Origin of the sequence: Caldisalinibacter kiritimatiensis (assembly GCF_000387765.1) — a bacterium.
Taxonomy (GTDB): domain Bacteria; phylum Bacillota; class Clostridia; order Tissierellales; family Caldisalinibacteraceae; genus Caldisalinibacter; species Caldisalinibacter kiritimatiensis.
The window spans coordinates 26,617-50,851 of the sequence record NZ_ARZA01000236.1; the positions used below are offsets into that span (position 1 = coordinate 26,617).

Below are 24,235 nucleotides of genomic sequence, written 5' to 3' on the forward strand. Positions count from 1 at the left end.
TTATTAAATAGAAAAAAATAAAATGGTAAGCAGGTACTATCTCACCATTTTATTTTTAAATGTAATTTCTTTTGAATTATTATTTAGCCCTAAATATTGAGCAATGATTTCTTTAGCTACAGGTGCTGCATATCCTCCATGCCCACCTTGAAAAATTACTGTAGCAACTGCTATCTGTGGGTCATCATAAGGTGCAAATGCAACAAACCATGCATAATTATCATATTCTTCTCCAGTAACTGGGTTTATTCCATCCTTTTGAGCTGTACCTGTTTTGGCACCTACATCCACAGGAAAATTTCTAAAGTGAGAATATGCTGTTCCTCCTGGTTTAGTTACCTCCAGCATACCTTTCTTTACAATATCAATATTTTCTCTTTTTATTGATACTTTTTCCTGACTTCTCTCAATGTTATAAGTTGACTCTCTCCCATCATATTTTTGAATCTTTTTCACAACACTTACTTTATTTCTGACTCCGCTATTCGCAAGAGTAGCTATATAATTAGCCATCTGAATAGGTGTATATCTATTTGCACCTTGTCCTATAGCTACATTAAGATTGTCAGCGTCTTTCCATGAAGCTTGATTTAAATAGCTATATTTAATTATATCAGCTAAAGGTATACCTTTTTCATTTTTCTTCAAAGCATCTAACCCTAAATTGTTCAGTTTATTTATAACTTCAATTCTAGATGGAATCTGATTTAACTCTACCCAACTAACTATTTCATTTATTATTGCATTCTTATCTATATCCTTAGATATATCTACGATGTAGTTATCGATGTTAGCTGTTAAAAATCTTCTTAAATAAACCTTAGTAGTATTTATTTTATCTTGAGGATTAGGGACACCACCATATGTTTCGCTTGGAATATCTATTTCTATTCCTGTTTCATCGTTAAGTCCAAATTCATTAGCAACATTTATTATATCTTGTAAATCTACTTTTACATCTAGGTTTTTACCAGTTCTTCTATCATCTTTATTAAGGGTCAATGTGTAAAAATAATAGTTACATGAATCTCTTATGGCATCATAAAGATTTTCAGAACCATGAGTTCCCCTCGAACTATTCCATATCCAACATCCAAATCTTTTATTTCCAATATCTATATACCCTTTTGTTAATAACTTATCTTCAGGGTCCAATCCCTTTTCTAATGCTGCTAATGCTGTTATCATTTTAAATGTAGAACCAGGTTGTATAGCAGTTTGCAAAGCAATATTGTACAAAGGTCTTGGAGCTAAAGGGTCCTTTGAATCTATAGATAATTCATCCCAATCCTCTGTAGATATACCAGTAGAAAAAAGATTAGGGTCATATGCTGGATAATTAGCTAAAGCTAAAACCTCACCTGTTTTTACATCTATAGCCACTACTGAACCTGAAGTCGCGTTTTTGAAGGCTTCTCTATAGTTATAATCTCCCCATTTACTTTTAAATACCCCACCTTTTTGTATCTCCTCTAATGCGTGTTTAAGAGCTTTTTCTGCTACTTGCTGTAGCTCAGCATCTATTGTAAGATATAATTCATCTCCTGGTATAGCCTTTTCCGCATCTATTCCCCTTATCGTATTCCCTAATGCATCAACTTCAACTTTCTTTAATCCGTCTACTCCATTTAAATATTCTTCAAACTTTTCTTCAATACCGGTTTTACCTATTAAATCATTAGGTGAATATCCTAGTTCTCCAATATACTTATCTATTTCATATCTTTGTGATATTTTACCTAAATAACCCAAAATATGTGCTGCTGTTTTTTCCATTGGATAATATCTCATAGGTTCAACAGCAACCTTTACTCCTAGTAAATCTAAATTATGTTCAGAAATTTTTGCGACAGTTTCATCTTTAATTCCAGATGCAATATTAACCGGCTGATACGCTCTATAACCTTGTTTATCTAACCTATCCTTTAATAAAAAAATATATCTTGCTTCATAACAACTCAAACTTTTATCTATATTATATTTTTTTCTTAATATATTAAATGTTTCATGCGCACTACTACCTTCAGGTATTTTATGTGTCGATTTATTTAACCAGCTTTTTTTATCTATTAGTGGCATATATTCCCATTTAGCAATTGATATTCGTGGATTTAACTCTTTAAGCATTAATTTTTGAGCAAATCCTTTTACATCATCATGAGTTATTATTTCACTTATAAACCCTTTGGCTTTACCTATTTCAATTAAAGCTTCTTTTGCTTCAAGTTCATTTTGTAGACCAAAATCACTTAAAAAAGCTAACTTACTAGTCTCATCTTTATATTCGTAAATTACTTTGCCATCTTTCACCTCACATATAATAGGTAAAAATATATTATTTTTATTGAATTTATTTAATAACATTTTTCCAGGTACAATTTTCTTTTCAATACCATTTTCTTTATTTATTATAAACTCATTGCTAAAAAGATTATCTACGACAATATCCAGATTTAATACAATACTTATAAAATCTTCTTTAGCTGAAGTTTCTATAGTAATTTCATTGAATGCATTAATATCAGGATTACTAATTAAACTTCTTTTTATTTCTTTATAATTATTATCAAAAGTAAAACTATATGGTTCAAGTTTAAATATAGTATTTAAACCTTTATTTTCAAGTAGTTCATATGCCTTTTTCCTTACTATTCCATGACCCAAAATCTTTTTAACTATTTTTTCATCATTATTAATTAATCTCATTAACGCATCCTTAGGACCAATCCTAAGATTAAAATTATTTTCTTTTTTCCATTTATTAATGTCTATATCGTTTTTATATGAATATACTACTTTATTCTCATTACTTAATTTTATACTAATAGGAACTTCTATACCTTCATTTTCTAGTACGTTTACAGCTTTTCTTCCAACTAGATAATGAAATTCTTCTTTATATGATTCTCTCTTATAATAAGCCTCTAATAATTCGGACATTAGATTATTGTCTATGAATATCTCTACAAATTTATCAATAGGTTCTTCACTGTATTTATAATAATAGCTTTCATCTTTAAATTTAATTTCATTTAATACTATTGGAAAATCATCTTCATATCTTTCTCCTTCTTCTTCTAATAATTTAACAAGTCTAAGTGCTATATCATTAAATTGCTCTTTATCAATTTCATCTTTCATTATTTGCACTGTAAAACTCGGCCTAGTTCCAGCTAAAAGCCTACCATATCTATCATAAATATTTCCTCTTGGCGCCGTTATTTCTATATTTTTCAATCGTCTCATATCAGACTTTTTTCTATATTCATCACCTTGTACAATCGTTAGAGTAGCCAATCTAAAGAAAATAACTAGAAATAAAACAACAGAAGCTAATAATAATATTGTATATCTATCCTTCAATTTATTTATTAAACTTATTATAATCACCCCCTTCTATTACTGCCAAAGTTCAATTGAGGATTTTTGTAAATTTTAGCAATTCTACTATATATAAAAATAGATATAATTGAATTGTAAACAGCTTCTGCAAAAGCTATTTCTTTAACGATATGTACTATAGTAGTATTAATACCTAAAAAATACATACATAGATAATAAGCTAAATGAAATCCTACGGTAGATATGACAGTAACAACGAAAGGGATTAATTTGTTTTCCCTAAATAAATTTTGATTTGTTACTCCTAAAATATACCCTATAAAAAAATATATTAAAGCATGTACACCTATTACACTATCAAATATAATATCTTGTAAGAAACCTATAGTTAAACCAATAGTACTACTAGCTTTTCTATTGGTTAATAATCCAAAAACTACTACTAATATCAGGCCTGTATTAGGAACTACGCCAAAAAACTCAAAAAAGTGTAGCAATGTTGACTGAAATATGAAATTTAATATTATTATGCTGAAGATTATAAAAAATCTCACTTACCTAAACTCCTTTATTCTTTTTTTGAAATTATTACAAAAACATCGTATATTTTCTTAAAATCTACTGATGGCTTAATTTTAACTTGTTTTACAAGTTCATCACTTTTCTGAGATACTTCAACAATATTTCCTATATAAAGCCCTTCCTCATATAAACCACCCAAACCAGAAGTCATAAGCTTGTCTCCTTTTATAGCATTGGCTTTAGTATCGAAAAAATATCCACTCAAATCACCATCAATACTACCTTCTACAATACCCCCATCTTGGGTCCTCAATACTCTAAAACTAACTTTACTTCCTTCATCTATTATAGGTAATACTTTTGCCCAATTATCTCCTACTTCTATTACATGCCCCACTAGCCCTTCTTCCACTACTTCACCATCTATAACTACTGCTTTTACTACAGAATCTCCTTTTTTAATGCCATCCTTTAATCCTTTATCAATTGTGAATTTATCAAACCAATTATTTGGATTCTTTCCTACAACCTGAGCTTTTATAAAATCATATCGTGACTTCTGCTTTAAAATTGCTTCATTTCGTAAAATATCTTCTCTAGCTATAATATCTTCCATTTCTCTATTTATTTTTTTTAGTCTTGCTATTTCTTTTTTAAATTGCTCATTTTCCTCTTTTAACTTAGTAAAATTTGCAATTGAATTAAAAGTATTAGATACAGATTTACCAATTTTATATACAAATTTCTGTACAGGCGTAACTACATTCCCTATATTATTTTCAACAAATGTAATACTATTTCTATCTTTTGATGTCAAACTTATAATAATAATTAGAATGATAGTAACTACAGTTACTATCATTCTATTGCCATACTTTTTAAATATTGACATTTTATCACCAACTCAATAATTATTTGGCTCTACTTGATGCTAAAGATGTTCTTTTTATGGTATTATACTCTTCAAGTGCTCTACCAGTTCCTAAAGCAACACAATCTAATGGATTTTCTGCTATTTTAACTGGCATTCCAGTTTCTTTTTTAACTAATCTATCTAATCCATCTAACAATGCTCCACCACCAGTCAATACAATACCTTGTTCCATTATATCAGCAGCTAATTCAGGTGGCGTTTTCTCTAATGTATATTTTATAGCATCTATTATGCTTTCAACTGGTTCTCTTAATGCTCCAAGAATCTCAGTTGATGTTACTTTAATTGTTTTTGGTAATCCTGAAACTAAATCTCTTCCCCTTATATTCATACTTTCCTCTTTAGATTTTTTATCTGCTGAACCTATTTGTATCTTTACTTCTTCTGCTGTTCTCTCTCCTATCATTAAATTATATTCTTTTTTTACATATTGAACTATTGATTCGTCTAGTTCATCTCCACCTACTCTTATAGATTTACTTGTAACAATACCACCTAATGAAATAATTGCTACTTCGGTAGTTCCTCCACCGATATCTACTACCATACTACCTGTTGGCTCTTCAACCGGAAGGTCTGCACCAATTGCAGCTGCCATTGGTTCTTCTATAAGATGTGCCTCTCTAGCTCCGGCTTGTATAGCTGCTTCTTCTACTGCTCTCTTTTCTACTTCAGTAACACCTGAAGGCACACAAATAACAACCCTAGGTTGTACAAATAATCTTTTTTGATAAACCTTCTTAATAAAATATTTTAACATACTTTGAGTAACATTAAAATCTGCTATAACACCATCCTTCATAGGTCTAACTGCTATAATATCTCCTGGTGTTCTTCCTATCATTCTCTTTGCTTCTTCACCTACAGCAAGAACCTTGTTAGTTTTTATATTTATTGCAACAACTGAAGGTTCTCTTAAAACAATTCCTTTACCCTTTGCATAAACAAGAGTATTAGCTGTTCCTAAGTCTATTCCCATATCTTTTGAAAACATATTTAGTAGTCCCATTATCTCCTGCTCCTTCCTATATGTTAACTTATATTAAGTTTTCTTCTTTAAAGCTAAAGTATATTCCATCTCCAATCACTATGTGGTCTAATACATCAATCCCTATAATTTTACCAGCTTCAATTATACGATTGGTAATGTTTATATCTTCCCTACTCGGAGTAGGGTCCCCACTAGGATGATTGTGTACTAAAATTATAGATGCACTACTCTTTAATATAGCTTCTTTAAAAACTTCTCTTGGATGAACTATAGAAGCATTTAAACTACCTACTGAAATCTCATTTATAGTTATTACTTGATTTTTAGTATCTAATAATATAATTTTAAAATATTCTTTTTTAAGATATCTCATATCTTCCATTACTAAATTTGCAACATGTAACGGAGAATTCACTTTAACCTTTTCCTTCGCTACTGTTTTAGATATTCTTCTACCTAATTCTATCGCTGCTAGAATTTGAGCTGCTTTGCACTTACCTACACCCTTTATTCTAGTTAAATCTCCAATCTCAGCTTCTGCTAAAAACTGCAGCCCTTTATTATTAAGTGCTAACATTCGTTGTGAAATTCCAATTGCTGTATCTTCTTTATTACCAGTCCTTATTATTATAGCCAGTAACTCAGAATTAGATAATACTTTAGAACCATATTTATACAATTTTTCTCTAGGTCTTTCATCCTCAGGTAAATCTTTAATAGTATAACTCGTATAATCCCCCATAGCTCCTCCAAGATTTAGTTTATAATATTTTAAAGTTAAAATGTTTCTCTAATAAATATTCTACTTTACTAATAGGTAACCCTACTACATTAAGATATGACCCTTTTATTCTTTCAACTAGTAAAGCTCCATAGCCTTGAATGCCATATGCACCAGCCTTATCTTTATACTCTTCTGTAGCAAGATACCTCTTTATCTTATCATTAGTTAAGTCTTTAAATTTAACTTGAGTCTTCCCACAATCTACTACTTTCTTATATGTTCCACTTTCCATAATACAAATACCTGTTATTACACTGTGTTCTTTACCACTTAATGCTTTTAACATCTTAAATGCTTCACTTTCATCTTCTGGTTTTCCCAATATATGATTATGATACACAATAGTATCTGCTGCAAGTATAATTTTTCCTTTTTCAACTTTATTAGCTACATCATACGCCTTTTCAAAGGCTAAAGTCATGGCAACTATTTCGGGCTTCTCGTCATTATTAACTTTTTCATCAATATCACTTGTTATAACTTCTATATCTACATTAAAATTAGATAAAATTTCTTTTCTTCTAGGAGAACCTGATGCTAAAACTATCTGTCTCATTTAATCACCTATCCGCTATATTCTTTTAAATATTAAAATTGCTAATACAATTCCTATTATACTAGCTACATTTATATCAATCATTAGTCCAAATGTCATATCAATAACATTTAAATCAATATGCACTGGTTGAAATCCTATAGGATAACTTTTATTTAGGAAAGGTACTTGATCACTTAATATATCTCCTAATATGCCCCCTATTATTATACCTACTATTAACAAAGTAATTAACAGTAGTGTATTCCTATTTCTTGCTCTCATCATATTCCTCCTTAATTATTGCTATATAAAGTTGTTTAATAAGTTACCTCTTAACTTTGTAGAAATAAAAATTGCAGCAAGTCCTACAAAATATCCTGTGAAAAGACTTACTAATAACATCACTGGAAGATAGTAAAATATTTTTATATTTTCCATGATTATACTTGCAACAGTTATCTGGCCAATATTATGAAAAATAGCACCAAATATACTTACACCAATTAAACTAAAAAATTCTGAAAAAAATCTATATATGATAAACATAATTATTACACTTAATATTGTACCAGTAATACTATAAAAAAAGCTAGATAGATTACCAGTAGCAAGTACAAAAGTTATACTTCTTAATCCACCTACTATTAGTGCATCTTTAAATCCGAAGACAACTAAAGTTACTAGACTAACTATATTAGCTAGTCCTAATTTTGCTCCTGGAGCTATAAAAGGTACAGGTATAAAAGTTTCTATAATACTTAAACCTAATGCTAGAGCTACTAGCAGAGACAAGAAAACTAATTTTCTTAATTGGTTCAATTATATCACCTTTTCGTTTAATAACTTATAGAGTCAATATCATCTTCTTTATCTGTATCCTCGGAGACTAGCTCAATAACAAGCCTATTAGGCAAACAAACTATTACTTCACCAGGTTTAGATATCCATCCTTGTTTTACATCTAGCTTATCGGGACAATCAGCTTCTATAACTCTAACTCTATCTTTTCCAAATAAAAGCTTGTTATATCCAAACTTCGTTCTAACTTCAAGGGTTTTTTCATTCATTTCTGGTCCCAGTGCAATCTTTTTATACATTTCTCCATTAACTTTGATTAATGCATACAATTGTTTATCATTAGCTATATTCCCTTTGGTAAAATATAATCCAAGCAAGCTTACTAATATAACAAATACAATTAAAACCTTGTCCCATTTAGTCATCTATTACACCCTTCAGCATTGAATTAACATTAATATACATACTTTTACAATTTTAGTTTATCATCTACTAATATCTTTTACAAGATACAATTTTTTCTTCAAGTACAATTTTTATAGAACAATCTCTGTTATATGTTTACTATTAATATAGTTATTTTGTTATAACTTTGTCAAGTACATTATAAGACTATAATTAACAATATAATTTAAGTTTTTATAATTATAACATATATTCAAAGAATAGTTAATTAAAAGCGACCAAAACTGGTCGCTTTTAATTAACTATTTAAGTTTTATTGCATCTTTAGGACATTTTTCTGCACAAACCCCGCATCCTATACATTTATCCTCTATAACCTTATGAGGTTGTTTTAATTCTCCTTCTATTGCATCCACTGGACAATTTTTAGCGCAGATAGTACATCCTACACAATCTTCTTCAACGATTTCTGCTTTCTTTCTATTTTCTAGTTGAGCAGTTATGGCTTTTGTAGGACATTTTTCTGCACAAAGCATACAATTTTTACATTTGTCATAGTTTATCTTTGGTAAATTGTTTTCGAATTCAATTGCATCAAACGGACAAGCTTTTACGCATAATTGGCAACCAATACATCCAACAGTACAACTTTGTTTTACTTCTTTTCCAAAGTCTTTACTATTACAATCAACAAATACTTTTTGTGAATAAGGTACCATTTCTATCACTGACTTTGGACATGCATCTACACAATTACCGCAACCTGTACACTTTTCAGGATCTATAACCGCCACGCCATCTATTATCTTTATAGCATCAAAATTACATGCATCAACACAAGTACCAAATCCTAAACAGCCATACTCACAAGCTTTATTACCGCCTGCTACCATTGCAGCTGCTTTACAATCTTCTATTCCTTTATATTCATATCTTTCTTTAGATACTGAATTGTTACCTTTACATTTAACTCTTGCTACTTTCTTTTCTCCTGCTTCTGCATTTACACCCATAATTTCTCCAATTTTTCCAGCTGATTCAGCTCCTCCTACAGGACATCCGTTTACCGGAGCTTTTCCCGCAGCTACAGCACTTGCAAATCCATCACATCCTGGATATCCACAAGCACCACAGTTAGCTCCAGGAAGAGCTTCTCTAATAGCCTCAACTTTCGGGTCAACTTCTACAGCAAATACTTTTGAAGCAATCGCTAACCCAATACCAAATAATAATCCTAATCCTCCAAGAGTTAAAACTGCACTTAATATACTATTCATTATTGAAGTCACCTCCTATACTACTGAAAGTCCAGAGAATCCTAAGAATGCTATTGCCATTAATCCCGCTGTAATTAAAGCAATAGGGAATCCTTTTAATGACTCTGGCACATCAGCTAACACTAACCTTTCTCTTATTCCTGCGAATAAAACTATCGCAAGTGTAAATCCAATAGCCGCTCCAATAGCATGAGTTATAGTTTGTAACAATGTATATTCAGCTTGTATATTTAATATAGCTAAACCTAAAACCGCACAGTTTGTTGTAATAAGTGGTAAATAAACCCCTAATGCTTCATATAGCGTTGGACTTGCTTTTTTAACGAACATTTCAACCAACTGAACTAATGAAGCAATAACAAGGATAAATGCTATAGTCTGTAAATATTCTAAGCCCAAGTTAGCTAAAATTGCCTTCTGTACAATATATGTGATAATTGAAGATAAAGTCATTACAAATGTAACGGCCATACCCATACCGAAAGCAGTCTCAACTTGCTTAGATACACCTAAGAACGGACATATACCTAAGAATCTAGAAAGTACAAAGTTGTTTACTAATATGGCACTAACTAATATAGCAACAAATTCCATCCTTAACCCTCCTTTTAAGCGTTAGCTGTTTTCTTAGTTTTAAACCAGTTTATAAATCCAATCAATAATCCTAATGCTAAGAATGCTCCAGGAGGTAATATCATAACTAATGCTGGTTTAAATGCTTGGCCAAATAACTGAATTCCGAACACTGTCCCAGCTCCAAATACCTCTCTAACTATACCTAAAATTGTAAGAGCTATTGTAAAACCTATACCCATCCCTAATGCATCTGCTATAGACTTAATTGGATTATTCTTTGATGCAAAAGATTCTGCTCTACCTAGAATCAAACAGTTAACAACGATTAATTGAATAAATAATCCTAATGCACTATAAAGAGATGGTGCAAAAGCGTGCATAAACATATCTATTAAAGTAACGAATGTCGCTATAATAACGATATACGCTGGTATACGAATTTTATCTGGTATAACCTTTCTTAATAAAGATACAACTATATTGGAACCTAATAAAACTGCAGTTGTCGCCAGTCCCATACCCAATCCATTTTTAGCTGAAGTTGTAACAGCTAATGTTGGACACATACCTAGCAACTGAACAAATATAGGATTGTCTTTTACCAACCCATTTTTAAAAGTCTTCATTAAACTCATCTATATCTCACCTCCAACTTTTAAGACACCTATTACTTAGCTAACTCTGTATTAAATATCTCAATAGCGTTGTTAACACCACTAGTTACAGCTCTCGAAGTAATTGTAGCGCCTGTTATTGCTTGTATTTCATTTTCATTAGCTGGCTCTGATTTTACGACTATTAACTCATTATCTACACTTTTTCCTTCATATTGACCTCTATATTCAGGAGTTTCAGCATTCGCTCCTAACCCTGGAGTTTCACCATGACTAACTACTTTAACTCCTGTTACTTTTCCATCTTGTGATATACCAACAATCATTTCAATATCTCCTGCATAACCTGGTTCAATATTTTTAGTCTTGATTGTATATCCTACTAATGTGTCATTCGAATAACCTGCATATATATCCATAACTCTCTCGTTATTACTTAAAATAGATTTCATTGTTTCTTCACTTATTTGTTTAAAGCTATCTGCTTGAGGTAATACTTCTTTTCTAGCTTCATCATTTGCTTTGGCCTCAACCTCTGCAATAATATCACTAGTCACATTATTAGAAAATGCTAATACAATAGCTGCAACAGAAGTAATTAATAATAGCATTAAACCTAACTTAGTTACCTCACGCATTTTGCTTCACCTCCCCAAATACCTTTGGACTAGTATATTTATCTATAATAGGTGCAGCTACGTTCATTAATAGAATTGAATATGATACACCTTCTGGATATCCTCCTTTTAATCTAATTAAGATTGTGATAATACCTGCACCTATACCGAATATTAATTGTCCTTTAGGTGTAACAGGTGATGAAGCGTAATCTGTTGCCATATAAATTGCACCTAGCATTAATCCACCAGCGAATAAGTGATAAGACATATTCACAAATCCACCATCAAAAACTAATGCTAATACTGCAACAGTACCAATATATGAAACTGGTATACGCCAGTTAATTACTCCTCTATATAATAAATATAAGCCACCTAAAATTAGTAAAGCTGCTGAAGTCTCTCCAATACATCCTCCTATATTTCCTAAGAATACATCACTTAATGGCTGTAAAGGTAAATCTTGAGATTCACCAACTAATCTAGCTAATGGAGTAGCTGTAGTCACTGCATCTGGACCTGGCTTAACCCAAGTAGTCATAATACTTGGCCAAGATGCTAATAACATCGCCCTTGCCCCTAGGGCCGGATTCATAAAGTTATGTCCTAATCCTCCAAATGCCTGTTTTACAATAGCTATAGCAAAAACAGAACCTACAATTGGAATCCACCAAGGAGCTGTTGGCGGTAAGTTAAATGCAAGTAATAATCCCGTTACTACTGCACTAAAATCATTTATTGTCACTGGTTTCTTTAATAATTTTTGAATTACATACTCTGTTAATACAGCAGCTCCAATCGCAAGTACAATGTGCTTTACTGCATTGAATCTAAAAAAGTATATACTTGCTAAAGTTGCTGGTAAAAGTGCAATTATAACATCTAACATAATTCTAGAAACTGTTTCTTCTGACCTTATATGTGGAGAAGATGACGCTATAAGTTTCTTATCCATTATACTCCCTCCTTACTTCTGAGCTTTCTTTCTTTTAGCTATTACCTCTCTTTTTCCAACTCTGATAGCTTCTACAAGTGGTCTTTTTGAAGGACAAACGAATGAGCATGAACCACATTCTATACAGTCTAATATATGATATTTGTCAGCTTCATCGTACATTTTTCTTAGTGAAAACTGACTTAAGAATAACGGTTGTAAATTAACCGGACAAATATCAACACATTTACCACATCTAATACATGGCTGTGGGTCTGGAACTTTTGCTTCTTTTTCATTTAAAACTAAAATACCAGACGTTCCTTTAATAACTGGAACCTCATCAGTAAATTGAGCTATACCCATCATCGGACCACCTGATACAATTTTACCCAGTTGTCCTTTATATCCTTCACATTGTTCTATTACTTCTTTAAAGCTTGTACCTATTTTCACAATTAAGTTTTTTGGCTCTTTAATTGCACTGCCTGTAATAGTCACTATTCTTTCAATTAAAGGCATTCCAGTCTGTATTGCATCAGCAATAGCAGCAGCAGTACCAACGTTATTTACTACTACTCCTACATCCATTGGAAGTCCTCCTGAAGGAACTTCTCTTCCTGTAACAGCGTTTATTAATCTTTTCTCGTCTCCTTGAGGATACTTAGTAACCAATGAAGCTACTTCAATATTTGGTTCATTAGCTACTACTTTTTCCATAGCTTCTACTGCGTCTGGTTTATTGTTTTCAATACCAATATAACCTTTTTCCACTCCAACAGCCTTCATAATAGCTTTTAATCCAAACACTACCTTTTCAGGTTGTTCAAGCATAAGTCTATGGTCTGCTGTTAGATAAGGTTCACATTCTGCTCCATTTAAAATAACTGTATCAATTTTCTTATCTGATGGTGGTGATAACTTTACATGAGTTGGAAATCCAGCCCCTCCCATTCCAGTTATACCAGCTTCTTTTACTACTTCTACAATTTCCTTTCCGCTTAAAGAATCTAAATCCCCTTTTGGTTTAACGGTTTCATGCACCTCGTTATTACCATCTGATTCAATAACTACACAAGTTACTTTAGAACCCGTAGGCGTATTCATAGAAGTTATTTTCTTTACTACTCCTGAAACACTTGAGTGTATTGGTGCTGATACAAATGCCTTAGGTTCACCAATTTTTTGTCCAACTTTTACCTTATCCCCAACTTTTACCACCGGCTCACATGGTGCTCCTATATGTTGTTGCATCGGAATAACAACTGTTTCTGGAGCCTTAGCTCTTTCAATTGGAACCCCTTCGGTAGCCTTTTTATAATGCGGTGGATGAATCCCACCTTTAAAGGTTAGGTTCTTTAGACTCATAAATTTTCACCTCTTTGTTTTAAATTATAATACTTGATTAGATGCTTCGCCTTTTGTATACAATAAACTTTAAAAGAAAAAATATTAACTTGTCTAAAAATGTTGTCGAAATATTAGGTATTAGGGTGTGATAATGTTTTCTCAACCAACACCATTCAATAGTGATGCTTGTCCCTAAAAGTAACACATTACTTTATAATCACTATATAAATATGACCTATACTATTATTTTATGCATAAAATTTAGGTGTCTTTAAATGACCCCTAGTCCCAACAAAGTGTCCCCTAAACTGTACAAATTATATTTTAACATCTTTTTTGAAAATTGTACAGGCTATAATATAACAGAATTATTTTTTTCTATATTTTTGTGTAAATATCCAATCTTTTCATTTACATAGTCTTTAATCCAAAGAAGTACTTCAGCGGTTCTTATATCATCATCCCCTAATACTTTTTTTACTTCTTTAGTGGTGAATTTGAATACTTCATCATTTACATAATGTACATATTCTATATCTATATCTTTTTCATTGTTCATTAATATCATTATTGTCTCACCTATATCTCCTAAAGGAGCTCTATCTATATGACTATGTTTAAAATAACATTGAATTTTAGTTCCTACTCCTTTTTGGGAATTAATTTTTAAATCTCCTTCACATCTTAATGCTGCTGCTTTCATTAGTGATAATCCTAAACCAACTTTTCTTGTTTTTCTAGTTGTTATAAAAGGGTCTGTAACTCTTGATAAAAGTTCTTTATCCATTCCGTCTCCATTGTCTTCTATTACTAACTCAAATCTATCTTTCTCAAAATCCTCACGTATTTCTATTCTTACTAAGTTTGCATTTGCTCTTATAGAGTTTTGTGCTAAATCTAATATATGAAGAGATAACTCCTTCATTACTCATTCCTCCACAAACTTATATTATTGCTGGACTCTATTAAAAAAATCAAACACTGCTTCAATAGACTTTTCTTTAATATCTATAAAGTGTAACGGCTCGTTTATATCCTTCAAGTAATGAGCATCAGAGTTTTGGATAATATTGTATTTTTTTAAATCTACAAGCTTTTTCAGTTGCTTTAAATTACATTTATTTGTAATTTCTAAAGTATTAAATTCTAGGTTTTTAGGTATAAAACCTAATACAGATAATATACTATAAGCTTTTTTATCGATATGTGCTGGAACCATTACTCCGTTATATTGTTTTACTAAATCATATATATATTCGATTGAATAACAAGTCCTATTTAATAAAAACTTTTTTATTTTTCCGATTCTTTTATCCTCTGTATCATAAACAATTTGTTTTCCAAATATATCCTCTTGATTTTCTATATCTGGTAAGCCATTGTATATTAACTTTTGAAAACTTAATCCATCTGATAAATCCTTAAAATAACATAACACATGTATTTCTTCTTTGGTAGTTACTTCCATGCCTGGAATAACTAATAAATCCCTTTGCTCTGCTAATTGCATTATCGCCTTTACATTTTCCATAGAATTATGGTCAGTTACAGAAATAATGTCAAGCTCCTTAATATACGCCATATTTACTATATTATTAGGCGTCATCTCTTCGTCCCCACATGGAGATAGTCCTGAATGTATATGCAAATCAATGCTAAATTTCATTTAAACACCTAACTCATTTAATTTACATGCTAATTCATACGCTGTGTCTTTTGATTTAAGAAGAGGTATATTTAACTGATTTGCCTTACTTATTGTATCTTTGTCTATCTCCATATCTTCTGCAATAATAACAGCAGCTAACTCTACTAAGTTAGCCACTGCTACTACATTTAAGTGGGTTTGTATGGTTATCCATATATTATTTAATTTAGCATTTGCCATTACTACACTCAATAAATCACCTATATATGCTCCTTGCACATCAATTTCTTGTCCTTCGTAACCAGCTATCACTTCTAAATCTAATTTTTTTATTATATTTGAAATATCCACTATAACTCCTCCCAACTTAATATAACCTAAATTATTTATTCCTTTTAGATATAATTATACAATCATCTAGTTTAGCTTTGCCTCTTACAATATCTTCAGCCAATGCATAACAAGTTGGTGCACCACAGGAACCACAGTCAAGTCCTGGTAACGTATTCATTAATTCGTCAATTTTTTCAATTTTCTTAATAGCATTCCCTATATCTGTATCAAGTTTCATAACTCCTTTAGGTTGTATCTCTTCAGTCCATGTTATAAGTCCTTTTTCATATAATTCTAATGCATAATTTTCATCAATTTCTGCTATGTTGCTTTTACCTTGGGATATTCTTCTTATTCTATTTCTAGCAATAAAAGGATTTTCTACATTTAAAGGTCCACCAACACATCCACCAACACATGCCAATCCTTCAAAATAATCAATATTATCTAACTTGCCTAATTCCATCTCTTCTAATACTTTAATAACATTTTCAATACCATCTACAGCAATGTAGTTTTCTACTCCAATAGCTCTACTTTGTCCGCCAGCTCTAGCCCAATCTATTCCCTTTGGAGTTGCTCTTACAATTCTCTCTACTTTTTCAACAGACTTAGTACTTCTAACAATGTCTCCATATATCTTTTTAATAGATATTGAACCATCTAGATTAGATTGCTTTATCCCTATTGGGTCTTTTATACTTGCCACTTTGGCTGGACATTGACTTATATAAAATACACCTATTTCCTCCGATTTGAATCCATACTTTTCCATAACTTCTTTTCTTGCCATTCTTGCCGCAATCTCCATCGGTGATTCTATTTTAATTATATGGTCAATTAATGTTGGAAATCTAACTTGTATAAGCCTTAATACTGCCGGACACAATGATGAAATAACAGGCTTAGGTAAATTTTTATCCTTTATTATATTTCTTATTACCGTAGTAGAAATATCTGCTGCATAACCTTCATCATATACATAGTCAAAACCTAACTTTTTAATACCATTAAATACTTTATTCATATCAATATCCATGTCAAATTGACCATAAAGGGACATTGCAGGTATTGCAACATTAAATTTAAATTGCTTTAACTTATCTAAATCATCTGTAACTGCTTTCTGAGCATGATAAGGACATACTCTTATACACTCACCACAGTCTATGCATCTTTCCTTTAAAATTACTGCTTTTTTATCTCTAACTCTTATGGCTTCAGTAGGACATCTTCTCATACAGTTTGTACAACCGTTACACTTATCTTTATCTAAAACCACAGAGTGGAATTCATTCATATTTATCACCTACTATCATTACTTTTTATGTTTATTACTTAAATAAATATACATAATAACTTCTGTGCCATCTGTATGACTTGATTTAATCTCAAATTTATCAGACCATTTCTTCATATTAGGTAAACCCATACCTGCCCCAAATCCTAGTTCTCTAACGCTATTGGGTGCAGTAGAATATCCTTGTTGCATAGCTAGCTCTATATTCTCTATGCCAGGTCCCTTGTCTTTTGCTGTTATTTTTATTTTTTCAGGTGATATTATCGCTGTTATTTTTCCTCCATGCGAATGAATAACTATATTCATTTCAGCTTCATATGTTACTATAGCAACTCTTCTAATAGTCTGAGAATCAATCCCTAGTTTTGTTAAAACTTTTTTTATATTACTTGAAGCTTCTCCTGCCCTACTAAAATCATTTTCAATTACATCATACTCTAACTTTATTGAAGTATTTGGACTATTCATTATACGCCTCACCCATTATTTCTACTCCTTTAAGACCTTTGCTATACAATTTACCACAAGCAGTATATAAAATATCATCCGTCTTCATAATTGTTATATTATTTTGTTTAGCCATTTTTAATATTTCTTTACTCGGCATCTTTCCTCTTACAAATACTATTGCAAATAAATCTACCATTTCAGCAGTCCTTATTACCTGTAAATTAGTTAATCCGGTTAATAAGACAGTACTATCGTTAACAAACGCTAATACATCACTCATCAAATCGGAACCAAAAGCTGATATTACTTCTCTTTGTAAAAACTCCTCCCCCACTAAAACTTCTGCATTTAGAATCTCTTTAATTTCAACCAACTTCACAAGCATCACCTCATTTACTTTCTACTTAATTAGAAACCCCATAATTAAATAAACTCTGATTAAACTTTTTATATTCTTTTATTAAGTTAGAATCTTTATTTTCAAGTTTAGAACAAATTTCTTTTCTAACTTGAATAGTCCCTTTTAAATTGTTAATAATTTCACTTAGTTGCTCACTAACTACTTTTTCTTCAACCAACTCAATCTTTTGTTCTATACTCTCTGTATTATTTACCATGCTTTGTTTAAGAAGTTCTTTATCATCTTCTAATAATGCATTAGGCCATAAACTACATTCTTGTCCATAAGCATTAGTTACCGTTGCTAATAAATCTGAAACTTGGTCAATATATTCACTATCCTCAGGTTTATATTTTATAGATTTTTGACCTATGATTGCTGAGTTTATAAACGAATCTTTATAATACTTCTTTATTTCCTTAATATACTCATCAGCTTCTTCTCTATTGTAAAAACTTCCTGCAAATACTTTGTAGTTGGTATCTGCCTTAATTATATATCCACAAAGACCTTTTTCTTCCATATCTTTAATCAAATTTCCTGCGTTCTTTATATCGGAAAAGCTACCAACCTGAACATTAAATATATTTACTCCATTAATTACTAGTGTTTTTTCTAACTGAAGCTCTTCGGAATCTGCTGTCTCTGTATTAGAATCCTCTTTATTTTCTATTGTATTAGTTGAATTTGCATTTGTCTCTTGTACTTGTTGCCCCCTGTCTTTATTTATACTTAATTCCTCATTAGTAAAAATAGGATAAATAAAATACTTAACTAATGCTAATCCAAGTATTACTGCTACAGTTGGCGCGAATACAAAAAATGCTAAAACCGTTATAACTTTATTTTTATTATTTAGCTTTTTTCTTGAACGCCTTGAACGCCTCACTTTATATCGTCCCCCTCATGTATTCGTCTATATCTAGTCTTAACTGAATTGGCTCGTTAGGATATACAAAATTTGATACTGTAAGTCCTAACAGCCTAACTTTTTTCTTTATATTAAACTTATTATCTAAGATATAATGTGCAGTATCCCTTATTATGGTTAATTTATCTGTCGGCTGTTTAAGTGTTAAACTTCTTGTTTCAACAGTAAAATCTTCATATTTTATTTTAACAGTAACTGTTTTTATTAGATAATGAGATTTTTTTATTCTCTTTGTTATATCTAAGGCATATTGATTTACTGCTTTCCGTAGTATATTAATATCTGATACATCTTTTGAAAATGTATTTTCTTCTCCTATAGATTGGCTCTTAACCCTCCACTCTACAGGCCTATTGTCAATGCCTTTAGAAAACTCAATCAATTCTATACCTTTCTTACCAAACTTCTCAATCAAAATATTTTTATCATAATTCTTTAAATCTTTGATTTTATATATACCTAGTTTATTTAGCTGCTCTTCTGTTTTTGGTCCCACACCCCAAAGCTTTCTAACTGGCAAAGGGTCTAAAATCTTCTCTACATCGTTTTTATTAATAACTGTAAAACCATCAGGTTTTTCCATATCTGAAGCTAATTTTGCCAGAAACTTATTATTTGATATACCAACAGATGCAGTTAATCTTAGTTTTTGCTTAATTTCTTTCTTTATTTCTTTTGCTACTATTATAGGATTTGAACCTGTAACATCTATAAAGGCTTCATCTAGTGAAATTGGTTCGATTTTGTCACTAAATTTCCTAAAAATTTTGTGTAGCTTCTTTGAAACTCTCTTATATTTTTCCTTATTTACTGGTACTATAATTAATTCAGGGCATAATATTTTCGCTTTCTTACATGACATTGCAGACTTTACTCCATATTTCCTTGCTTCATATGATGCCGTAGACACAACCCCTCTTGAATTAGGATTTCCTCCTACAGCTATAGGCTTATTCCTTAACTTTGGATTATCTCTTTGTTCTATTGATGCATAAAAGGCATCCATATCTACATGTATTATTGCTTTATTAGCCATAAAATCACACCCTATTATATATATTAATTATAACATAAAATGAAGTACTAATCACTGTAACCATTTTCTATATAAACAACAAAAGCGACGATAAACGTCGCTAAAAAGCTCTATAATTAGTTCATATACATACAAATTCTGTTTCTACCTTGTTGTTTTGCTCCAGAATACATAGCTCTATCTGCATAAGATAAGAGTCTACTAGGTGAATTTCTTTTTATCTACTGTACCACTTCTCTAAGAACTTTATCACCTTCTTAATGTACATAAGTATCATTAATTAGTTTAAAGTGAGAAAACTTTTACATATTAAACTAAGTTAAAGGATACTTTGTAATGAATCACTTAACTTTGGTATTTGATTATTATCATTTTTTCTCATAGTTTTCACAGTAGAACTATCTATGAATACAGTCATAAGCCCAAGAACTAAAACTAGTGCTAGAACTAACCAAAACATACCCTTTTTCATTATAAGCACCTCCTTGGATTAAGCAGCTTATTTTTAAATACTTCTTATATATAAACTCTTACTAATTGTTTATAATGAAAACTAATATACTTTATTTTTCATATAAAGTTTATGTTATTACTCATTTTTTTATACAAAAACAACTTCCTCTTCTTCAATTCATTTGTTAATGGCTCCTATAAGTAAATTATTTATGTTTTATTGTATGCTATTTCACTCACCAATTCTTTCATCACTTTTTACGCAATAAAAAAACTGCCCTTTACGGACAGTTAATTTGTAATATTATGTATGGTGCCGTGGGCGGGACTCGAACCCGCACGGGACTAACCCATAGCGCCCTCAACACTACGTGTCTGCCAATTCCACCACCACGGCAATTTTGGTCGCCCAAATAGTATAACGCTTTTTATTTATTATGTCAAGCAGCTTTATTGCTTATCTTCATTGTTATCTTTTTTGTTATCTTCTTGATATATTTCAGGAATAAACCATTCTTCTATGTTATAGTAAATATTAAATGACTTAGGTTGTATTTCTCCGTGAATTTTATCATTTACAAGAATTGCCGATTCTTGAAAAAACAAACTTATATAAGGTAAATCTTCTAATAAAATTGATTGAATCTCTTTATATACTGACTTTTTCTCATTTCGTGAAGGTGCTTTAAAAGCTTCGATTAATTTTTTATCCATCAGCTCATTATTATATTTAATAAAATTTGTTCCATATTCAATTTGAGATGAATGAAAAGCAAAAGATAAATCAGGAATATAAGATAGATTCCACCCAGTTAATACTATATCAAAATCTCCATTAGCTATTTTGGTTTGTACATTTTCCCATTGAGTATTAATCATATCTTGAGTTAAATTTTCTTTATTACTAGAATCATAATCTTTGATAACTTTAATTCCAACCTCAGTTAAATTATCAGCAATCATATCTGCTGTTGCTTTTCTTAATCTATTGTAAGAATTAGTTAATAAGTTTAAAGTTAGTTCTTTTCCATTTACATCTTCATATATACCATCTTCATCTATATCAGACCATCCTGCTTCCTCTAATATATCTCTAGCTTTATTAACATTGAAATCAAATTTATTTAAGTTTTCATCAACAAGCCATGAAAAAGGAGGTATAGGTAAATCTGTCTTAATAGCATGGTCTAAATATACTTTATCTATAATCTCGTCTTTATCTGTTCCATAGGCAATCACTTCTCTTAATACTTTACCTTTTTCACCAGTAAATATCTCCTTACTAAAATTAAATCCTAAAAATTCGTATCTTTGAGTAGGATACTCAAAAACTTTCACTTTATTATTTTGTGCATATTTCTCCCAATCTACACCTACTGATACTGCTAAATCTATCTCTCCTGCTTTAAGAGCCGTTAAAGCCAATCTATCATCTGCTAAAACTTTACCTATAATTCTACTTATATACGGTTTTCCTTTCCACCAATTTTCATTTACTACTAAAGTAACTGATTTTAACTTGTTATATGTTTCAAATTTATAAGGGCCTGTTCCTACAGGCTTAAAATTATCTAATTCAAGAGCACTTTCATAAGCTTCTTTTATATTTATTCCATCTTCTACAAACTGATGTCTCGGCAATATAGGTAAAACAAGACTCTCTAATGCATTACTATAACTTCTATCAAATATAATTTTTAAATTATATTCATCTATGATTTCAACATTCAAAATATGTTCTAAGTCACCAGGCTTTCCTGGTTTAAATATACTAGACATCATTTCTCTATAAACAGAATTTTGGGCTCCATACTTTATAGTATCTAAAGTGAACTTTACATCTTCTGCTGTAAATTTTTCTCCATCATGCCATGATACATCTTGTCTAAGTTTTATATTAATAACCTGTCCTTCATCTTCTATACTGTAATTCTCTGCTAATACGTTCTTTATATTAAGATTTTGGTCAAATTCAAATAATCCTTCATATATTAATTTATAAAAGTAATATAAACTCTTATCTTTGTTCATTAGTGGATTAAAAGTCTTTACATAAGATATAGGTACTACCAACTCTCCTCCATAGCTAGGCTCGTACTCTACAACTTCATTTTGTTCTTTTTCTTTCTTTGTGCCGTTATTGTTTTGTATGTCTTCAACAGTACAACTAACCAACGTCATAATTAGCAGCAAAGACAATATAACAGTAGATATCTTTTTTAATCTCAACTTTATTCCTCCTTGACTATTACAACATCTTAACTAATTTATCATTTTCTACAATACCTGGTATCCTTCCTCTTTTTGCAACTGGTTTACCATCTACTTCTTTTATATCCATAGTCATATCAATTGCGGGAGCTCCTGATATGTAACTTCCCACACCAAATGCATCTACTCCTACTTCTGATAAAATTTTTATTTTTTCTGGTTTTAATCCACCTGATACAAAAATCTTAACCCATGTATATCCATTTAAATCTAATCTCGCTCGTAATTCTTTAACTAGTTCTGGAGTTACTCCTCCTCTTTCACTTGGAGTATCTAATCTAATACCATATAAGTTTCTACCTAGCTCTTCTGCAAGTCTTAAAGATTCCTCAATTTCATCTTTAAATGTGTCAACTAAAACAATTCTTTTATGATCTTCTGGCATTATTTCGTTATATACTTTAGCTACCTCTAATGTATCTCCAGCAACTAAAAATGAAGCATGTGGTAATGTACCTGTTGGTTCTTCACCTAATAACTTAGCTGTTAAAATATTGCTAACACTACTAGCACCGCCTAATCTTGCAGCCCTTTCCATAACTGGAGCTACTGAAGGGTGTAGATGCCTTGTACCAAAGCATACAAAAGGTTTATCTCCACAAGCCTCTTTCACTTCACTTGCTGCTGTAGCCCAACCACAAGGACTTGCTAAACACCCTAATATCACTGACTCGTATATTGCAAACTCTTTGTATGGTCCTTTTATTCTAACTAAAGTTTCCTTAGGTTCAAACTCAGTCCCTTCTTCTAATGCCCACATTTCAATATTTTTATCCTTTAATATGTTTTTCACTTCCTCAATACCTGCAAATATACCTTTCTTTCTTGCAAATATTTCTGCAGTAACTTCTCTGTCTGCAACTCCCATATGATTTAATATATCTAATGTTCTTAAGAAATATATATCAGTAGTCGCTCCACTTAAAATGTCATCATGATTTGCTGAAAAAAGTTTTCTTTTTTCTCTATCTATTTTATATTCTTCAACGTCTTTTAGACTTTTTAAAGCTTTATTATTTTCCATTTCTATCATCCTCTCCATTTTTTCAGTTGTATTTTTTGTCTGTATTTGTTGTAAAATATCACTTAACACTATTTAATTATAACAGATTTCTCTAATTTTTTATAAAAACTTATTATTGTTACATTTCATTGTTATAAAGTATTTTATATATTTTATAATTTTTCAATACCTTATCTACATACTGGTCTGTTTCTTTAAATGGAATATAATCTAATGTTATTCCGTCACTACTGTATTTTTCATTCGCTAACCATTTTGTTACATTACCACTTCCACCGTTATAAGCTGCTATTACAATAGGCAAATTATTATCAAATTGCTCATTTAATTTACTTATGTACCAACAACCTAATTTTATATTAATTTCAGGCTCAAAAAGCATATCATCAGTATAATCTTCAATTCCTACTTGTTCAGCTCCCCATCTACCGGTTTGTCTTGATATTTGCATCAATCCTCTAGCTCCTTTATGTGATTGAGCATATGTATCGAATTTACTTTCAACTCTTATTATAGATGCAACCAATAGTGGGTCTATATCGTATTCATTAGAATACTTAACAATATATTTTCTATATTTTAATGGATATATTTTTTTGCCAATCCACTTTAAATTTACAATACCTAAACATATTATAATAATTATAAAGAAGAACAACAACAATCTTCTATACTTAATAGTAATAATATGCATCTGTTCCCTC

At 30.8% G+C, this 24,235-nt stretch carries 27 protein-coding genes and 1 tRNA gene; all 28 read right to left on the bottom strand.

The genetic code is table 11. The features are described from left to right. Positions 1-36: 36 nt before the first annotated feature. On the bottom strand, positions 37-3,390 hold the full coding sequence (locus L21TH_RS10620) for a penicillin-binding transpeptidase domain-containing protein (RefSeq protein WP_006315693.1): 3,354 nt from the start codon (positions 3,388-3,390) through the stop codon (positions 37-39). Then, the gene (gene mreD / locus L21TH_RS10625; RefSeq protein ID WP_006315694.1) at positions 3,387-3,896 is read right to left on the bottom strand and encodes a rod shape-determining protein MreD; all 510 of its coding nucleotides are present in this window, start codon (positions 3,894-3,896) and stop codon (positions 3,387-3,389) included. Before mreD ends, L21TH_RS10620 begins: the two co-directional genes overlap by 4 nt. Before the next feature lie 14 nt (positions 3,897-3,910). Continuing rightward, complete coding sequence (mreC, locus tag L21TH_RS10630) at positions 3,911-4,756, bottom strand: rod shape-determining protein MreC (RefSeq protein WP_006315695.1); 846 nt, start codon at positions 4,754-4,756, stop codon at positions 3,911-3,913. 19 nt (positions 4,757-4,775) lie between these two features. Further along, a complete protein-coding gene (locus tag L21TH_RS10635) occupies positions 4,776-5,807 on the bottom strand; it encodes a rod shape-determining protein (protein WP_006315696.1) in 1,032 nt (343 codons plus the stop codon). Positions 5,808-5,835: 28 nt separating this feature from the next. Beyond that, positions 5,836-6,531 (bottom strand): RadC family protein, encoded by a 696-nt coding sequence (radC, locus tag L21TH_RS10640; protein WP_006315697.1) that lies wholly within the window; start codon positions 6,529-6,531, stop codon positions 5,836-5,838. Between the two features lie 19 nt (positions 6,532-6,550). Then, a complete protein-coding gene (locus L21TH_RS10645; protein WP_006315699.1) occupies positions 6,551-7,129 on the bottom strand; it encodes a Maf family protein in 579 nt (192 codons plus the stop codon). Between the two features lie 15 nt (positions 7,130-7,144). Beyond that, positions 7,145-7,393 (bottom strand): DUF4321 domain-containing protein, encoded by a 249-nt coding sequence (locus L21TH_RS10650; RefSeq protein ID WP_006315700.1) that lies wholly within the window; start codon positions 7,391-7,393, stop codon positions 7,145-7,147. Positions 7,394-7,414: 21 nt separating this feature from the next. Continuing rightward, complete coding sequence (locus L21TH_RS10655) at positions 7,415-7,930, bottom strand: Gx transporter family protein (RefSeq protein ID WP_006315701.1); 516 nt, start codon at positions 7,928-7,930, stop codon at positions 7,415-7,417. A 17-nt stretch (positions 7,931-7,947) separates the two neighbouring features. Beyond that, a complete protein-coding gene (locus L21TH_RS10660) occupies positions 7,948-8,334 on the bottom strand; it encodes a NusG domain II-containing protein (RefSeq protein WP_006315703.1) in 387 nt (128 codons plus the stop codon). 282 nt (positions 8,335-8,616) lie between these two features. Next, a complete protein-coding gene (rnfB, locus tag L21TH_RS10665; RefSeq protein ID WP_006315705.1) occupies positions 8,617-9,591 on the bottom strand; it encodes an RnfABCDGE type electron transport complex subunit B in 975 nt (324 codons plus the stop codon). Between the two features lie 15 nt (positions 9,592-9,606). Further along, positions 9,607-10,185 carry an electron transport complex subunit RsxA gene (gene rsxA / locus L21TH_RS10670; RefSeq protein ID WP_006315707.1) on the bottom strand — a complete coding sequence of 193 codons (579 nt, stop codon included), beginning with the start codon at positions 10,183-10,185 and terminating at the stop codon, positions 9,607-9,609. 14 nt (positions 10,186-10,199) lie between these two features. Further along, positions 10,200-10,802 (bottom strand): electron transport complex subunit RsxE, encoded by a 603-nt coding sequence (gene rsxE, locus L21TH_RS10675; RefSeq protein WP_006315709.1) that lies wholly within the window; start codon positions 10,800-10,802, stop codon positions 10,200-10,202. A gap of 32 nt (positions 10,803-10,834) precedes the next feature. Continuing rightward, the gene (locus L21TH_RS10680) at positions 10,835-11,419 is read right to left on the bottom strand and encodes an RnfABCDGE type electron transport complex subunit G (protein ID WP_006315711.1); all 585 of its coding nucleotides are present in this window, start codon (positions 11,417-11,419) and stop codon (positions 10,835-10,837) included. Beyond that, positions 11,412-12,356 carry an RnfABCDGE type electron transport complex subunit D gene (locus tag L21TH_RS10685; RefSeq protein WP_006315720.1) on the bottom strand — a complete coding sequence of 315 codons (945 nt, stop codon included), beginning with the start codon at positions 12,354-12,356 and terminating at the stop codon, positions 11,412-11,414. Before L21TH_RS10685 ends, L21TH_RS10680 begins: the two co-directional genes overlap by 8 nt. Positions 12,357-12,368: 12 nt before the next feature. After that, positions 12,369-13,703, bottom strand: coding sequence for an electron transport complex subunit RsxC (gene rsxC / locus L21TH_RS10690; RefSeq protein ID WP_006315722.1), 1,335 nt, complete (start codon positions 13,701-13,703; stop codon positions 12,369-12,371). A gap of 334 nt (positions 13,704-14,037) precedes the next feature. Further along, entirely contained in the window at positions 14,038-14,610 is a 573-nt protein-coding gene (locus L21TH_RS10695) for an ATP-binding protein (protein ID WP_006315724.1), read from the bottom strand. 24 nt (positions 14,611-14,634) lie between these two features. Beyond that, positions 14,635-15,351, bottom strand: a complete 717-nt coding sequence (locus tag L21TH_RS10700) for a PHP domain-containing protein (protein WP_006315725.1) — start codon at positions 15,349-15,351, stop codon at positions 14,635-14,637. After that, positions 15,352-15,684 carry a DRTGG domain-containing protein gene (locus tag L21TH_RS10705; protein WP_006315726.1) on the bottom strand — a complete coding sequence of 111 codons (333 nt, stop codon included), beginning with the start codon at positions 15,682-15,684 and terminating at the stop codon, positions 15,352-15,354. It lies immediately after the preceding gene. A gap of 31 nt (positions 15,685-15,715) precedes the next feature. Then, positions 15,716-16,966 carry a [Fe-Fe] hydrogenase large subunit C-terminal domain-containing protein gene (locus L21TH_RS10710; protein ID WP_006315727.1) on the bottom strand — a complete coding sequence of 417 codons (1,251 nt, stop codon included), beginning with the start codon at positions 16,964-16,966 and terminating at the stop codon, positions 15,716-15,718. Between the two features lie 18 nt (positions 16,967-16,984). Then, the gene (locus L21TH_RS10715) at positions 16,985-17,434 is read right to left on the bottom strand and encodes an ATP-binding protein (RefSeq protein WP_006315728.1); all 450 of its coding nucleotides are present in this window, start codon (positions 17,432-17,434) and stop codon (positions 16,985-16,987) included. Next, a complete protein-coding gene (locus L21TH_RS10720) occupies positions 17,427-17,795 on the bottom strand; it encodes a DRTGG domain-containing protein (RefSeq protein ID WP_006315729.1) in 369 nt (122 codons plus the stop codon). The genes L21TH_RS10715 and L21TH_RS10720 overlap by 8 nt, the downstream gene beginning before the upstream one ends. A 25-nt stretch (positions 17,796-17,820) precedes the next feature. Further along, a complete protein-coding gene (locus L21TH_RS10725) occupies positions 17,821-18,705 on the bottom strand; it encodes an SPOR domain-containing protein (RefSeq protein ID WP_006315730.1) in 885 nt (294 codons plus the stop codon). A gap of 1 nt (position 18,706) precedes the next feature. Beyond that, positions 18,707-19,783, bottom strand: coding sequence for a DNA polymerase IV (gene dinB / locus L21TH_RS10730; protein WP_006315731.1), 1,077 nt, complete (start codon positions 19,781-19,783; stop codon positions 18,707-18,709). 319 nt (positions 19,784-20,102) lie between these two features. Continuing rightward, positions 20,103-20,255: a hypothetical protein gene (locus tag L21TH_RS14360; protein ID WP_006315735.1), complete on the bottom strand. Its 153-nt coding sequence runs from the start codon at positions 20,253-20,255 to the stop codon at positions 20,103-20,105. Between the two features lie 292 nt (positions 20,256-20,547). Then, positions 20,548-20,633 (bottom strand) — tRNA-Leu (locus L21TH_RS10735). A gap of 53 nt (positions 20,634-20,686) precedes the next feature. Then, positions 20,687-22,465, bottom strand: a complete 1,779-nt coding sequence (locus L21TH_RS10740; RefSeq protein ID WP_006315736.1) for a peptide ABC transporter substrate-binding protein — start codon at positions 22,463-22,465, stop codon at positions 20,687-20,689. Between the two features lie 19 nt (positions 22,466-22,484). Continuing rightward, on the bottom strand, positions 22,485-23,531 hold the full coding sequence (locus L21TH_RS10745) for a nicotinate phosphoribosyltransferase (protein ID WP_006315737.1): 1,047 nt from the start codon (positions 23,529-23,531) through the stop codon (positions 22,485-22,487). Positions 23,532-23,649: 118 nt separating this feature from the next. Further along, the gene (locus L21TH_RS10750) at positions 23,650-24,225 is read right to left on the bottom strand and encodes a lytic transglycosylase domain-containing protein (protein WP_006315738.1); all 576 of its coding nucleotides are present in this window, start codon (positions 24,223-24,225) and stop codon (positions 23,650-23,652) included. Positions 24,226-24,235: the final 10 nt, after the last annotated feature.